This window comes from Clostridium nigeriense (assembly GCF_050585245.1).
In the GTDB taxonomy this organism is placed as follows: Bacteria; Bacillota; Clostridia; order Clostridiales; family Clostridiaceae; genus Clostridium; species Clostridium nigeriense_A.
In genome coordinates this window covers 107,536-123,969 of the sequence record NZ_JBNOOF010000005.1, presented here as the reverse complement: position 1 = coordinate 123,969, position 16,434 = coordinate 107,536, and the positions used below count along the sequence as shown (strand labels likewise).

Sequence of the window (16,434 nt, the reverse complement as noted above, 5' to 3'; positions counted from 1 at the left end):
AAATCACTTTATCTTGGTATAGGGTGATTTTTCTTTTTGATATATTTAGATTTATTAAGTAAAGATTCTAATATTTATAAGGATAATCGAATTCTAGACTTAATAATTATATTATTTTCTGGAGAATATAATTTATATAAGTTTATTGACTTAAAAAAAAATAACATATATAATTAGTTAGAAGTCTAACAAAAGTGCGGTGATAATAATGAGTGAAGTTAAGCATATTGGAAGAAAAATTAATATACTTTCACATAAGATTAAAAGAAGAATAGGAAAAGTAGGCTTAGAATATGGGATTAGTAGTATGCAAGCAAAAATTTTAGGCTTTATAAATAACAATTCTTCTAAAATAGATATATTTCAAAAAACTATTGAAGAAGAATTTGATATTAGACGTTCATCTGTAACTAGTGTTCTTTCGTTAATGGAAAAGAATGAGCTTATAAAGAGAGTAAGTGTATCAGAGGATGCAAGGCTTAAAAAGATTATTATGACTGATAAGGGAATAGAAGTTCATAAATTAGTTTATAAAGAAATTGAGGAAATAGAAGAAATTATTGAAAAAAATTTATCAGAAGAAGAATTAAATAATTTTATTTCTATTTTAGAAAGATTAACTAAAAAAATAAGTGATTAGTTTTTATTTATATATTTTGTTAGGGTTCTAACAAAATATATTTATAATTAATTTATAGTTTATTTTATACAAAAGGAGGAATAATATGATAAAAAAATTAGCCAGCTATATTGGGGAGTATAAAAAAGACTCAATAATAACCCCTATATTTATAGCCTTAGAAGTAATAATGGAAGTTATTATTCCAGTTTTAATGGCAATGATAGTTGATAATGGAGTAGAAAAAGGGGATATGAAGTATGTAACAATAGTTGGAATACTAATGTTAGTTATGGCTTTCATTTCATTAAGTTTTGGTGCAGCGGCTGGAAGAACTGGTGCAAAAGCTTCAACGGGTTTTGCTAAGAATCTAAGAAAAGGAATGTTTTATAATATTCAAGATTTTTCTTTTGCAAATATAGATAAGTATTCTACAGCAGGACTTATTACAAGATTAACAACAGATGTTACAAATGTTCAAAATGCTTATCTTATGATAATAAGAACTTTTGTTAGAGCACCATTTATGCTTATATCAGCTATGATTATGAGTTTTTATATAAACTTTAATATGGCATTAATATTCTTAGGAGCAATAATATTTTTATCAATAGCGTTATATTTAATTATATCTAATGCACATCCAATATTTAAAAGGGTGTTTAGAAAATATGATGATTTAAATGCTAGTGTTCAAGAAAACTTAACTGGAATAAGAGTAGTTAAGGCATATGTAAGAGAAGAGCATGAAATTAATAAATTTCATAAGGCTTCAAAGAACTTATATGATAAATTTTTAAAAGCAGAAAAGTTAATTATATTAAACGCACCAGTTATGCAATTTACTATGTACACAATAATTCTTTTGTTCTCATGGTTTGGAGCGAAATTTATAGTTTCAAATACTATGACAACTGGTGAGCTTATGAGCTTATTTACTTATGCAGGTAATATACTAATGAGTCTTATGATGATATCTATGGTTCTTGTTATGGTAACAATGGCTAAATCATCAGCAGAAAGAATTGTTGAAGTTCTAGAAGAAGAAAGTACATTAAAGAATGGAGAAAACCCTATATTTGAAGTTAAAGATGGGTCAATAGAATTTGAAAATGTAAACTTTAGCTATAGCGATGATGATGAAAATTTAAGTTTAGATAATATAAATTTAAAAATTAAATCAGGTGAAACTATAGGAATTATAGGTGGAACAGGAAGTGCAAAATCTACTCTAGTTCAATTAATACCAAGGCTTTATGATGTAACAAGTGGTAGTGTTAAAGTTGGAGGAGTAGATGTTAAAAAGTATGATATAGAAACTTTGAGAAATGCTGTATCAATGGTTCTTCAAAAAAATGTATTATTTTCAGGTACTATTAAAGAGAACTTAAGATGGGGTAATAAAGAAGCTACTGATGAAGAAATAATTAATGCATGTAATGCAGCTCAAGCAAGTGAATTTATAGAAAATCTACCAGATAAATATGATACTTATATAGAACAAGGTGGTACAAATGTATCAGGAGGTCAGAAGCAAAGACTTACTATAGCTAGAGCTCTTCTTAAAAATCCTAAGATATTAATCTTAGATGATTCAACAAGTGCAGTAGATACTAAGACAGATTCTTTAATAAGAAAAGCCTTTAAAGAATCAATTCCAAATGTAACTAAAATAATAATTGCACAAAGAATTTCTTCGGTAGAAGAAGCAGATAAGATAATAGTATTAGATGATGGAAAAGTAGATGGAATTGGTACTCATAAAGAATTATTAGAAAACAATGAAATATATAAAGATGTATATAGAGGACAAATGAAAGGAGCTGGTATTGATGAAGTCTAATAATAAGAAAAATAATTTTGGACCAAAGGGACCAGGGCCTATGAGAAAAAGTAAAAATCCAATGAAAACTTTAAAAAGACTTTTAGATTATGTATTTAAAGAATATAAATTCAAATTTATATTAGTAATGTTTCTTATATTAGTAAGTTCACTTGCAACTGTAGCAAGCACATTATTTTTAAAGACATTAATAGATGATTATATAACTCCATTTTTAGGACAAAGTAATCCTAGTTTTATGCCATTATTAAAAATATTAGGCTTTATGGCGGTTATATACTATACTGGAACTTTATCAACTTATCTTTATAGTAGAATGATGGTATTTATAGCACAAGGTAGTCTTAAAAAAATAAGGGATGATATGTTTGAACATATGGAAAAACTACCGATAGGATATTTTGATACTCATCCACATGGAGAGGTGATGAGTCTTTATACAAATGATACAGATACATTAAGACAAATGATAAGCCAAAGCTTACCACAACTTATTTCATCTGTAATTACAGTTATTAGTGTATTTATATCTATGATAGTTTTAAGTATTCCTTTAACTTTAGTTGCTTTATTTATGATATTTGTAATGTTTCAAACAATAAAAAATATAGGCGGAAAAAGTGCTATGTACTTTGGTAAGCAACAACAAGATTTAGGGAAAATAAATGGATATATAGAAGAAATGATGGAAGGACAAAAAGTAGTAAAAGTCTTTTGTCATGAAGAAGAAAGTAAAATTCAGTTTGATGAATTAAATGAAATGCTTAGAGATAGTGCAGATAAAGCAAATACCTTTGCTAATATTTTAATGCCTATAATGGGTAATCTTGGATATATAAATTATGTTTTAACAGCAATATTCGGTGGAGTTTTAGCAATAGGAGGAGTTGGCGGATTTACAATTGGATCATTAGCATCTTTTCTTCAACTTACAAGAACTTTAAATCAACCAATAGGTCAAATGTCACAACAATTTAATTCAGTTATAATGGCGCTTGCAGGAGCAGAAAGAATATTTGAAATGCTAGATCAAAAGCAAGAAGTTGATGATGGATATGTTACATTAGTTAATGCTAAGATAAATAAAAATGGGAATATAGAAGAAGTAAATGAACGTACTGGAGTATGGGCATGGAAGCATCCACATAGTGATGGGACTATCACTTATACTAGAATGCTTGGAGATATGGTATTTGATGATGTTGATTTTGGATATAATGAAAAGAAAACAATTCTTCATAATATAACTCTTTTTGCAAAGCCAGGGCAAAAGGTAGCTTTTGTTGGAGCAACAGGTGCTGGTAAAACAACTATAACAAACTTAATTAATAGATTTTATGATATCCAAGATGGAAAAATAAGATATGATGGAATTAATATTAATAAAATTAAAAAAGATGATTTAAGAAGATCACTTGGTATAGTACTTCAAGACACTCACTTATTTACTGGAACAATAGCAGATAATATTAGATATGGTAAATTAGATGCAACTGATGAAGAAGTACATGCAGCTGCAAAATTAGCAAATGCAGATACATTTATAAAGCATTTACCTAATGGATATGATACAAAAATAACTGGAGATGGAGCAAATCTTTCACAAGGACAAAGACAGTTACTTGCAATAGCTAGAGCTGCAATAGCCAATCCACCAGTATTAATACTAGATGAAGCAACTTCAAGTATAGATACAAGAACAGAAGCAATAGTTCAAGATGGTATGGATAAGTTAATGGAAGGTAGAACAGTATTTGTTATAGCTCATAGACTTTCAACAGTTAAGAATTCAGATGTAATTATGGTTCTAGAACAAGGAAGAATAATAGAGCGTGGAAATCATGATGATTTAATTGATAAAAAAGGAAAGTACTATCAATTATATACAGGGGCCTTTGAATTAGAATAAAATATAAAATTAAAGTTAAAGTGTTAGAAAGATAAATATAATCTTTCTAACACTTTTTTATATATTAATTAGTAGTTATATTTTAAATAAAATACTCGTAAATGATATAAATAATATAAAAAATAACAAATATGATATAATTTAATTAATGGTATTCTTAGGGAGATTTAATAATGAAGAGTAAGTTAAAATATATTAATGACATTACTGATTTTATATTTGTAAAAGATAAATTAGAAAAAGCAGATATTATATTTATTCCTGGAGGGAGCTATCCAGAAGTAGCTGAAGAAGCTGCTAAGTTATGGAATGATGGATATAGCAATTTAATATTACCGTCTGGGGCATTTGGTATTAATATTGGATATTTTAAAGAGCCTAAATCCAAAAGCAATTTATATAATAAGGGATACAAAACAGAATGGGAATTTTTAAAAGACGTTTTAATTAGAAATGGTGTTAAAGAAAGTAGTTTACTTAAAGAAGATAAAGCTACCTTTACCTATGAAAATGCTATTTTTTCTAAAAGATTAACTGATTCTTTAGGTATAGAAATTAATAAAGCAATTATATGTTGTAAGTCATATCACTCTAGACGATGCCTTATGTATTATGAGTCTCTATATCAAGATACTAAATTTATTATTCATACAGTAGATATAGATAATATATCAAAAGATAATTGGTATAAAAGCAAGAAAGGAATTGATTTAGTATTAGGAGAATTAGAAAGGTGTGGATGGCAATTTAAAGATATACTAAATAATATGATGTATAATAGTAGTTCTTAAATAAGTATAAAATAGTCCATAATTAATAAAATTAGTAAGGACGAATTAATGTTTAATATATAATATGGTATAACATAGTAAATTTAAAGATATAAGCTAATGAGAGAGAATGATATTTAAATATGAGATGGGAGATAATTTATGAGGGATATAAAAGAAAAGATATTTTCACAAGAAATTATTTTAAAAAAGTATATAGACGAAAATGATAAAGAAGAAATAGAAGAATTAGAAGATATATCCATTAATGAAGATAAAGTTAATTTGAAATTGGAATTAGACTATAGAAACAATATAAATAAGGATTTTGAAAATAATACAAATGAGATTAATGAATTTTTATATTATATTAATGACAAATTAATAGGATATTTAGGGATTTCAAATTTTGGAGGTAATACTGCTGAAATAAATGGAGTTGTTCATCCTAATTTTAGGAGAATAGGAGTTTTTAATAAGCTTATTGATATAGCTTTAGATGAATGTAAAAAAAGAAATTTTGATGAGATATTACTTCTTTGTGATGATAGATCATATTCTGCTATAAAATTTATAAATAATAAAAATGCAGTTTATTCTTTTTCTGAATGCAGAATGAAATGTAATAATTGCAATATAAAAAAAGTAAATAAATTAATATCTTTAATTAAGATTAAAAATGAAAATATAGATGATATTAATAATTTAAATAAAATATTCTTTGGGGACGTATGGAAAGAATTAATTATGCCAGAAGATGAAGAAAAGAATAATATAATTACTTATTTGATAACCCTTAATAATAAAATAATTGGAAAGATAAAGGTAAGTAAAGATTTAAATTCAGCTTTTATTAGTGGTTTTGGAATTATTCCTGAATTTAGAGGCAATGGATATGGTAAATCAGCTCTAATGGAAGCTTTAAATAATTTAAATAAAGATAAAATATATGATGTTGAATTAGATGTTGAAATTAGAAATAAAAAGGCTTTGAATTTATATAAAAATTGTGGATTTAAAGAGCAATCTATTATGAATTATTACAATATAAATATTTAAATATTCATATTATTAGAAATATTAAGGATTTTGTGGTATAATGTATATACAGTATGTAGTTCCTTTAGGTCTTTTACTATAGGGACTACTTTTTAAATGAAATTAATTACATAAGGAGGAAGTAATATGTTTAAGATAAATGATTACGTTGTATATGGATCAAATGGGGTGTGTCAGATTGAAGATATAGAAATGATGTCTTTAAAAAATCAAGAGTTAGAGTATTATATTCTATCTCCAGTTTACAATAGCAGAATGACAATAAAAATTCCAGTAAATAATAATAAAATATTGATGAGAGAACTTATGAGTAAAAGTGAAGTTAGAAATTTAATAGAGGGAATCTCTAGAAATGAGACTATTGAAATAGAAGATTCAAGAAAAAGAGCTCAAGAGTATAGAGATATAATTAAACGTGGCAATGCTGAAGATATTATTAAGGTTATAAACTCTATAAAATTGGAAGAAAATGAGAAGATATCTTTAGGTAAAAAACTTAACAAAACAGACGAAGATATTATGATTATTGCTAGAAAACAGTTATATCAAGAAGTTGCAATAGTGCTAGGAATTAATATAGATGACGTAGGAGATTATATTAAAAATAATATTTAAAATGTAACTTAGTATGTTTTAAAATTCTTTTAAGATTTTATAAGTATGTCTTTGTTTAAAATGACTGATACAGAATTGTTTTGTTACAGATATTTTAAAGTCAATATATCCATTCAAATTTATTTACATTTAATAAAACTATTTAAAATCATACCTAAAATTAGTAGAATTAACCCTATTAAACTAAAAGTAGTTGGAAGAGTTGGGATGATAAATATAATCAACTCTTTTTTTGATCAAATAACTCTTAAATAATATACTCGTAAATGATATTAGAAATAATAAAAAAATCATAGTTATTTACAAAAATTAAAATTATATATAGAATGGATCTTATAAATAGAAAAAACAAAGGATAAATAGGAGAACATAAATGTTATTGAATTTAATAGTAATAGGAATAATATCAATAATAATATTTATTTTATCAAAACAAAGAAATCATTATGCTAAATTAAATTTAGGTGAGCAAGAAGTTAGTAACATATTAAGTGAAATTAAAGGATACAAGCTTTTGAATGATATTATGATAAAAGGAGAAAATGGAACAAGCCAAATTGACCATATATTAATAGGGAAAAAAGGAATATTTGTTATTGAAACAAAGGACTATAGTGGTGAGATATATGGAGAAGAATATTCTAGATATTGGACTCAAAGTATAAATAAAAGAAAAAATAAATTCTATAACCCCATAAGACAAAATTATGGACATATAAAAGCTTTAGAAAGATATCTTAAAAGAAAGAATATTTTCATTTCAGTAATTGTTTTTACTAATAAGTCTGAGCTGAAGAAAATTAATAGTGAAACTCCAGTAATTCAATTAAGAAAATTAAAAAGATTTATAAGAAAATATAAATCAGATATAAAACTTTCTAAAGAAGAAGTAGGAGAAATATATGATTATATAAGAAAAGGAAATATTAATAGTTTTAGAGCAAGAAAAAAACACGTGAAAAGAATACTTAAAAATATATCATAAAAAGGACAGCGATAGTTTTATTTTTATACAAAACTATCTGCTGTCCTTTTTAAAAACTAAATTTATAAAAAATTCATTATATAGATTATTTTACATACATTCCGCCAGGTTTTTCAGATAAATTAACTAAGATATTTTTCTTTTGAGTATAAGCATCTAAAATACTCTTATGAGTTTCTCTACCAATTCCAGATTCCTTATATCCACCAAAGGTTGCTCCAGCAGGGAAAGAGTTATATGTGTTAACCCATACACGACCAGTTCTTATAGATTTAGCAACTTTTATAGCACGATTTATATCACGTGTAAATACACCACCACCTAATCCATAGTTACTGTCATTGGCCATTGCAATAACTTCTTCTTCTATCTTAAATTTAATAACTACACCTACTGGTCCAAAGATTTCTTCTTTAGCAACTCTCATGTTATTATCTACATCTACTAACAAAGTAGGTTTCACAAAGTAACCATTCTTTGCATCACCTTCAACAAATCTTTCTCCTCCAGTTATTACTTTAGCGCCTTCTTTTTTACCTATTTCTATATACTTAAGAATCTTATTTAGTTGAGCTTCGCTAATTTGAGCTCCCATTTGAGTATTAGGATCTAGCGGATTACCTACCTTAACTTTTTCAAAAGCTTCAACAGCCTTTTCTATAAATTCATCATAGAAATCTTCTTGTACAAATATTCTAGATCCTGCAGAACAAACTTGACCTTGGTTAAATAATATACCTAATTGAATTCCTTCTAAAGCAATATTCATATCTGCATCACTAAAGAATATATTAGCTGATTTCCCACCAAGTTCTAATGTAGCTGGTATGATACGTTTTGCAGCAGCTAGTCCAATTTCTCTACCAACTTCTGTAGAACCAGTAAATGCTAATTTGTCTATTCCTTCATTATGTTGTAAATATTCACCGCTCTTTGAACCTTTACCAGTAATTATATTAATTACACCTTTTGGAACTATATCTTGAATTAATTTCATAAACTCTAATACGCTTAGTGATGTTGTACTAGATGGTTTAAATACAGTTGTATCACCAGCAGCAAGTACTGGAGCTAGTTTCCAAGCAGCCATTAAGAATGGGAAATTCCAAGGAACAATTTGTCCAACAACCCCAATTGGCTCCCTTAAAATTAAATTTAATGTATTTTCATCTATATTACTTGCAACTCCTTCATCAGCTCTAATAACTCCAGCAAAATATCTAAAGTGATCAGCTGCTAAAGGAATATCAGCTCCTGTAGTTTCTCTAATGGGTTTTCCGTTATCCATAGTTTCAATAGTTGCTAAAAATTCAGCATTTGCATCTATGATATCTGCAATATTATTTAATAATGAAGCTCTTTCAGCAGGAGTTGTCTTACCCCAAGTTTCAAAAGCTTTTTTTGCAGCCTTAACAGCATCATCTACATCTTTTTCAGAAGCATCAGCAATTTCTGATAATAATTCTCCAGTTGCTGGATTATATGTCTTTATTGTTGAACCGTCCGAAGATTCTCTCCATTCACCATTAATAAATAATTTATATTTCTTTTGAATATTAATATCCATAGTCTATTCCTCCCAAAATTGTTATTATATTTATATATATAATTATATATTCTTTGGAAAGATTATGCAATTTAAATAATTATTTAACAATAATATTTATTTATAAATAATTATTATTAAATATTATTAATATTGACCAACAAGTGCAAAAGTGGTAATATAAGTATAGACATAAAGCGTATAACTTTTATGGAATTTAATTCTATTAAATTTTATATAGTTATAATATAGAAAAGGAAGTGTGGAATTATGTCAAAGACAATAGTACAAGTATTAGATAATGCACCACTTATTTTAAAGGGTGACTTAGAATTACTAGATGGAGAAGGAAAAGTTATTGAAACTACTTCAGAACTTCATTTATGTAGATGCGGTTTATCAAAAAATAAACCTTACTGTGATGGATCACATAGAGGAAATCTTGATAGCCAAGTACGTGCAAAATAATATAAAAAATATATTTAAAATTAATTAGTACTTAAATAAATGTAAACTAAGGAGCTAAGATTATAATCTTAGCTCCTTAGTTTATAAATAGATATATTTTGAATAATAATATAACAATAAGAAAAACTAATATTAGAAATTATAATAGAAAGGATTGTAGTATGGCAGAACGATATAGATTGAAAAATACTGGATTTAATTTAGAAAATACTTATGCTAATTTACCATATATATTATATACTAAGCAATTTCCAAGTTATGTTTCAGAGCCTAAAATCGCAATTTTAAACAAATCATTAATAAAAGATTTAGGTTTAAATATAGATACATTAGAAAAAGAAGGAGCTGAAATTTTTTCAGGAAATAAACTTATAGAAGGATCAATACCAATTGCTGAGGCTTATGCAGGACATCAATTTGGACATTTTACTATGTTGGGAGATGGAAGAGCAGTATTACTTGGTGAACATATAACAAAAGAAGGAAAAAAGGTAGATATTCAGCTTAAGGGGTCTGGAATTACTCCATATTCAAGAGGTGGAGATGGAAAAGCAGCTCTCGGGCCTATGATTAGAGAATATATAATAAGTGAAGCAATGAATGCATTAGGAATTCCAACTACACGTAGTTTAGCTGTAGTAACGACTGGAGAATCAATAGCGCGTGAAAAAGTTGAACCAGGAGCAATATTAACTCGTGTTGCTTCAAGTCATATTAGAGTAGGAACTTTTCAATATGCAGCAAGGTTTGCAAGCTATGAAGATTTAAAAGAATTAGCAGATTATACAATAAATAGACATTACCCGGAAGCTATGAATAAAGAAAACCCATATCTATTTTTATTAGAGGAAGTGTCTAAAAGGCAAGGAGCATTAATAACTAAATGGCTTCAAGTTGGATTCATCCATGGTGTTATGAATACAGATAATGTAACTATAAGTGGAGAAACTATAGATTATGGACCGTGTGCATTTATGGATACATATGATCCAGCAACAGTATTTAGTTCTATAGATTATCAAGGAAGATATTCTTATGGAAATCAACCATATATAATAGCTTGGAACTTAGCTAGATTTGCAGAAACCTTAGTACCTTTATTAAGTGATAATCAAGATGAAGCAGTGGATATGGCACAGAATATAGTTTCAAGATTTAACGATATATATAAAGAAATGTATCTTTCAGGTATGAGATCAAAATTAGGTTTATTTAATGAGGAAAAAGAAGACGAAAATTTAATATACGATCTTTTAAATTTAATGCATAAATATGGGGCGGATTATACTAATACCTTTAGAAATTTAACTTTAGATAAAAAAGGTGATATTGTAATGTTTGAAACAACTCAATTTAGTAATTGGTTTAATAGCTGGCAAGAAAGATTAAATAGACAAGAAAAATCTAAAGAAGATATCATAAGACTTATGAAAAGTGTAAATCCATCAGTGATTCCACGTAATCACCGTGTAGAGGAAGCCATAGAAGCAGCAGTAAGGAACCAAGATTATAGAGTAATGGATAAGCTTTTGAAAGTTATTTTAAGGCCATATGCTTATACAGATGATCAAGAAGAGTATGCTAAGTTACCTGAACAATCAAAAATTCCATATAGAACGTTTTGTGGAACATAAAAATAAATAAATTTTTTAGGATAGACTTTACGATAAGTTTATCCTAAAATGTATTTATATATAATATGAATACTAGATAGTTTAAGAAATTAAATTCTTATGCTAACTTCACCAGAAGATAAAAGCCTAATACTTCCATCTTCCATTTTTACTTTAAGTCTACACTCATCATCAATTTCAATAGCTACAGCTTTTTCTGAAGAGTTTTTAGAAAGTACATTTATTTCTTTATTTATTAATAAGGATCTTGATTTATATTCTTCTAAGAATGATCTATCTTCAATATTTTTATAATAACTCCAAAATCGAGTTAAAACTTCAGCAATAAGTCTACTTCTAATATCAGCTTGAACAGAGTTTTTATCATCAAAAATACTTGTAGCAATATTTTTAATTTCTTCAGTAAAACCGCCTTCAGGAGGTTTTACATTAATACCAATACCTAAAACGGCATGATCAATTATTCCACTTTCAAAATCAAAAGATGCTTCTGTTAATATTCCGCAAACTTTTTTGTTATCACAGTAGATGTCATTAACCCATTTAATTTTAATTTTTTTATTAGAAATATTTTCTATTGCTTCTGCGACAGCAACAGCAGTAGCAGTAGTAATAAGAAAAGCTCTTGATGAATGCATTTGTGGACGAAGAAGAATACTCATATAAATTCCTGCTTTTTTTGGTGAGTGAAACTTTCTACCAAATCTTCCACGGCCCTCAGTTTGTTCTTCAGCAATAATAACAGTGCCTTCTTTTTCTCCATTAATTGCAAGTTCTTTTATTGCACTATTAGTTGAATTAATTGTTTTATAAACCTTGATATTAAAATAATTATTATCTTTATTTAAATATTTTGAAATACTTTGAGAAGATAATATATCTGTATCAGTAGAAAGGCAATATCCTCTATTATTGACAGAAGAAATATTATATCCATCATTTTTTAATGATTTTATAGCCTTCCAAATAGCATTTCTACTTACAAATAGTTCTTTAGCAAGATCTTCACCAGATATATAAATACCTTTGTTATTTTCAAGTACACTTAAAGTTTTATCTTTTACACTCATGTTTTCACCTATTTCATTATTATTTTATTGATATAGTATACCATAATTATTGTCACCTTAAAATATAAAAAGGTTGACTACTTTCACGGTAAAAAGTATTCTTTTAAAGAGATACTATGTTTTAAATGTAGTTTTATATAGAGCAAAGAAACGGGGGATTAATTTGAAAATAAAAGAATTAACGAAAATGTCAATTTGTATAGCAATAATTTGTGTTTCAGCATATATTTCTTTTCCACTACCATTTACTCCTGTGATGATAACTTCGCAGACAATAGCAATTAATTTAGTAGCATTAATACTTACTCCTAAGCAATCATTTTTAGTTGTTTTATTATATATACTTTTAGGGGCTTTTGGACTACCTGTGTTTTCAGCTGGAACAAGTGGATTTGGTAGATTATTTGGAGCAACAGGTGGATTTATACTAGGATTTTTAGTTGTTGCACCCCTAATAGGCTATTTGAAAGGTAAGAATAATAATTTAAAAAGATATTTATTTGTGACAGTATTTATTGGGATGATTGTTCTATATATTTTTGGAACCATATATATGAGTATAGTTCAAAAAATAACTATTATATCAGCATTATCATTATCTGTATTTCCTTTTATAGTTGGAGATGTGTTGAAGTGTTTTATCAGTTCATTTATAGCAATAAAATTAAATAAAATATTAAAATATTAAATAATATTTTAAAAACAGTTATAAAACCAATGGGAAGCCATTGGTTTTATTTTACTCTTCAGGAAATTATAAAGATGTTACCCTGTGAATAACTTTTTATAATTTTCTTCCTTTAGTTCTGAAGTGCTTCTATTAATTTTGCGATGACTTAGAGCAAAGTGGGGTATAAGCAAAATTATATAGAAGTACTTTTTTATTTGCAATTTGCTAGGTTTATATAGAGGAAAATAAGTTTAAATATTATTTTTATAAAAAATATTAGTCATATTTATAAATGTTCGATAGTAAAAATAATGGAATAAATGAAAAGTAAGATTTCAAATAAATATGGATAGGGGGGAAAATTGTGATTTTTAAAAAAAGAATAGCATTAACTTCAATAATTTTATTAGTTTTTAACTTTTTAGGGAGTAGTACAACATTTTCACAAATAAGTTTTAAAGCTATAGGTGTTAAAGATAATACTAAAATAATTTCAAATCAATATAAGAACAAAAATGGATTTCAATATGCTAAAGATGGAGTTCTTTATACTACAGCTGCATTTGACTTTCATATTTTTTCTAAAGAGGCAAATCTTAATGCTCATACCAACGGCAATATAGCAACAAAAGATTTAATTACTAATAGACAAGGTTTTGGAACAAATCAGTCTACTGCACTTGAAATAAATGAAGAAAATTATTTTATGAATAGTGCACAGGGGATTAATAATATAGCTAGTGATGGAAATATAATTGTAGGATCTAATGTACCTACTAGCCTTGAAGATAATAACAATAAGGTAAATATAGGGGTTAATGGAAGTGGGCTTGACCCAGCAAAATCATCAAGAGTATATAAGGAAACAAATGAATCAATTAGTTATATTGATATAGATGAGGAATTTGAAAATTTAAAAATAATATCTAGTTTATTTTCTGAACAGAGTACTTCTGAAGGTGTAACATTAAGTACACCAAATGGTGAAAATCAAACTATTAATGTAGATGGAAATATAGGAAATACAAATAATTATTATTTAAATGTTAAAGCAAGTGAAATTAGTAATGAATCTAATAAACGCGTTTTAAATATTAAAATTCCTGAAAGAAAGACATTAATTATTAATGTAGATATGGCAGGTGTAAATATTAATTATTTACAAAATTTAGTTACAATAATTAATGCTTATAGTAACTCTGAAAGCGTAGTTGAAGATGATAATAATATATTATGGAATCTTTATGATAGTTCAGCAACAGATAAATTATTTACTAGCGGGATAGAATATGCAAATGTTGGTACTAGTGATTATTTTATGGGAACAATATTAGCACCAAATGCAAATATTAGATATGGGGCAGTAAATGGTAGTATTATTGCTAATAAAACGCAACAAAATGGGCAAGAATCTCATAAATGGAGTTTTACAGGACATATATCTGAAAATAAAAAAGTTTATGTAACTATAGAGGCAACTAAGACATTAACAGGAAAAGATTTAGAAGCTGATATGTTTGAATTCCAATTATTAGATGAAAATAATGAGATAAAAGAAACAGTAAAGAATGATGCAGATGGAAATATTAAGTTTAGTCCAATAAACTTTGATAAAGTAGGTACTTATACTTATAAAATAGAAGAAGTCAATGGAAAAGTAGATGGAATAACTTATGATTCTCAAGTTGTTGATATAGTTATAACAGTTATAGATAATGGAGAAGGACAATTAGATGCAGATGTAAAATATCCAAATAAACAACCGGAGTTTAATAATAGCTATAAAACTGGATCAACAAGCGCGGCTATAGAAGCGACAAAGACATTAACAGGAAAGACATTAGAAGCTGATATGTTTAGTTTTGAATTATTAGATAAAGATGGTGAGACATTACAAACAGTAAAAAATGATAAAGATGGAACAGTTCAATTTGAAGCTATACCTTATGATACTGTAGGAGAGTATAAGTATACAGTACAAGAATTAAAAGGAAACTTAGATGGTATAACTTATGATGAAAGAGGATTTGATGTAACAGTAAATGTAACAGATGATGGAAATGGAAATTTAGTAGCAACAGTAGATTATCCAAATAATAAAATAGAATTTACAAATAAATACGAAGGAAAAGGAATAAGCGTAAACCTGGAAGCGACTAAGACATTAACAGGAAAGACATTAGAAAAAGATATGTTTGAATTCCAATTATTAAATGAAAATAATGAGATAAAAGAAACAGTAAAGAATGATGCAGATGGAAATATTAAGTTTAGTCCAATAAACTTTGATAAAGTAGGTACTTATACTTATAAAATAGAAGAAGTCAATGGAAAAGTAGATGGAATAACTTATGATTCTCAAGTTGTTGATATAGTTATAACAGTTACAAATATTGGAGAAGGACAATTAGAGGCAGATGTAAAATATCCAAATAAGGAAGCTGTATTTAATAATAGCTATAAGACTAGAACAACAAGCACTGTTATAGAAGCAACAAAGAAATTAATAGGAAAAGACTTAATTGCCAATATGTTTGAATTCCAATTATTAGATGAAAATAATGAAGTGGTACAAACGGTAAAAAATGATTCAGAAGGAAAAATAAAATTTGAAGTTAAAGATTTAAACAGTGCAAAAACTTACAAATATAAAGTAAAAGAAGTAAAACCAAAAGAGAAGTTAGATGGTATAACTTATGATGAAAGAGTATTTGATGTAACAGTTAATGTTACTGATGATGGAAAAGGAAATTTAGTAGCAACAGTAGTTTATCCAGAAAATAAAGTAGTTTTTGAAAATAAAATTATTCAAGGTAGCCTTGAAATTATAAAGAAGGATAGTAAGGATAGCAAATCACTTGCAAATGCTGAGTTCACTATAAAAGATTCTGAAGGTAAAGTTGTAGCATCAGGAAAGACTAATAAAAATGGTAAAGTTGTATTTGAAGGACTTAAATATGGAAAATATACTTACCAAGAAACAGTAGCACCAACAGGATATATTATAGACAGTAAAGAATATCCATTTGAAATTAAAGATGATGGAGTAGTTATTAAGTCTACAATGACTAATAAAAGAAAACAAGTAATACCATCTAAAACAAAGACTCCAAATACAGGAGATACAGGTGTAGCTACAGCATTAATAATTGGAATTTTAGGAGTTGGAGGATTATTCATAAACAATAAGAAAAAAATAAAAGACAAGAATCTATAAGATTAAATTAAACAGCACTATATTTTTAT

Annotated in this window: 13 protein-coding genes; 11 read left to right on the top strand and 2 right to left on the bottom strand. The window is 26.9% G+C overall.

The genetic code is table 11. The features are described from left to right. Positions 1 to 208: 208 nt before the first annotated feature. The 7 genes from ACQPUY_RS09800 to ACQPUY_RS09770 all read left to right on the top strand — a co-directional run bounded on the left by ACQPUY_RS09800 (position 209) and on the right by ACQPUY_RS09770 (position 7,800). Positions 209 to 640, top strand: a complete 432-nt coding sequence (locus ACQPUY_RS09800; RefSeq protein WP_430841016.1) for a MarR family winged helix-turn-helix transcriptional regulator — start codon at positions 209 to 211, stop codon at positions 638 to 640. 85 nt (positions 641 to 725) lie between these two features. After that, entirely contained in the window at positions 726 to 2,462 is a 1,737-nt protein-coding gene (locus ACQPUY_RS09795) for an ABC transporter ATP-binding protein (RefSeq protein ID WP_430841014.1), read from the top strand. Further along, positions 2,452 to 4,371, top strand: a complete 1,920-nt coding sequence (locus tag ACQPUY_RS09790) for an ABC transporter ATP-binding protein (protein ID WP_430841012.1) — start codon at positions 2,452 to 2,454, stop codon at positions 4,369 to 4,371. Before ACQPUY_RS09795 ends, ACQPUY_RS09790 begins: the two co-directional genes overlap by 11 nt. Positions 4,372 to 4,544: 173 nt before the next feature. Further along, positions 4,545 to 5,162: a YdcF family protein gene (locus ACQPUY_RS09785; protein ID WP_430841011.1), complete on the top strand. Its 618-nt coding sequence runs from the start codon at positions 4,545 to 4,547 to the stop codon at positions 5,160 to 5,162. Positions 5,163 to 5,303: 141 nt separating this feature from the next. Continuing rightward, complete coding sequence (locus ACQPUY_RS09780) at positions 5,304 to 6,200, top strand: GNAT family N-acetyltransferase (RefSeq protein WP_430841009.1); 897 nt, start codon at positions 5,304 to 5,306, stop codon at positions 6,198 to 6,200. A 126-nt stretch (positions 6,201 to 6,326) separates the two neighbouring features. After that, positions 6,327 to 6,815, top strand: coding sequence for a CarD family transcriptional regulator (locus ACQPUY_RS09775; RefSeq protein WP_430841007.1), 489 nt, complete (start codon positions 6,327 to 6,329; stop codon positions 6,813 to 6,815). Positions 6,816 to 7,188: 373 nt separating this feature from the next. After that, on the top strand, positions 7,189 to 7,800 hold the full coding sequence (locus ACQPUY_RS09770; RefSeq protein ID WP_430841006.1) for a nuclease-related domain-containing protein: 612 nt from the start codon (positions 7,189 to 7,191) through the stop codon (positions 7,798 to 7,800). A gap of 85 nt (positions 7,801 to 7,885) precedes the next feature. On the opposite strand, the gene ACQPUY_RS09765 is transcribed toward ACQPUY_RS09770, so the two are convergent. Then, a complete protein-coding gene (locus ACQPUY_RS09765; protein WP_430841005.1) occupies positions 7,886 to 9,367 on the bottom strand; it encodes an aldehyde dehydrogenase family protein in 1,482 nt (493 codons plus the stop codon). Positions 9,368 to 9,616: 249 nt separating this feature from the next. Here ACQPUY_RS09765 and ACQPUY_RS09760 point away from each other — a divergent pair, with 249 nt between their 5' ends. After that, positions 9,617 to 9,814, top strand: coding sequence for a CDGSH iron-sulfur domain-containing protein (locus ACQPUY_RS09760; RefSeq protein WP_430841003.1), 198 nt, complete (start codon positions 9,617 to 9,619; stop codon positions 9,812 to 9,814). Positions 9,815 to 9,975: 161 nt separating this feature from the next. Beyond that, positions 9,976 to 11,448 carry a protein adenylyltransferase SelO gene (locus tag ACQPUY_RS09755; RefSeq protein ID WP_430841002.1) on the top strand — a complete coding sequence of 491 codons (1,473 nt, stop codon included), beginning with the start codon at positions 9,976 to 9,978 and terminating at the stop codon, positions 11,446 to 11,448. A gap of 89 nt (positions 11,449 to 11,537) precedes the next feature. Here ACQPUY_RS09755 and ACQPUY_RS09750 read toward each other — a convergent pair whose 3' ends face one another. Continuing rightward, positions 11,538 to 12,518: a biotin--[acetyl-CoA-carboxylase] ligase gene (locus ACQPUY_RS09750; protein WP_430841001.1), complete on the bottom strand. Its 981-nt coding sequence runs from the start codon at positions 12,516 to 12,518 to the stop codon at positions 11,538 to 11,540. A gap of 163 nt (positions 12,519 to 12,681) precedes the next feature. Between ACQPUY_RS09750 and ACQPUY_RS09745 the strand changes: the two genes are divergently transcribed. Both ACQPUY_RS09745 and ACQPUY_RS09740 read left to right on the top strand, forming a co-directional pair. After that, complete coding sequence (locus ACQPUY_RS09745; protein ID WP_430841000.1) at positions 12,682 to 13,206, top strand: biotin transporter BioY; 525 nt, start codon at positions 12,682 to 12,684, stop codon at positions 13,204 to 13,206. A 346-nt stretch (positions 13,207 to 13,552) separates the two neighbouring features. After that, positions 13,553 to 16,405 carry a Spy0128 family protein gene (locus tag ACQPUY_RS09740; protein ID WP_430840999.1) on the top strand — a complete coding sequence of 951 codons (2,853 nt, stop codon included), beginning with the start codon at positions 13,553 to 13,555 and terminating at the stop codon, positions 16,403 to 16,405. The last annotated feature ends 29 nt before the right edge of the window (positions 16,406 to 16,434 follow it).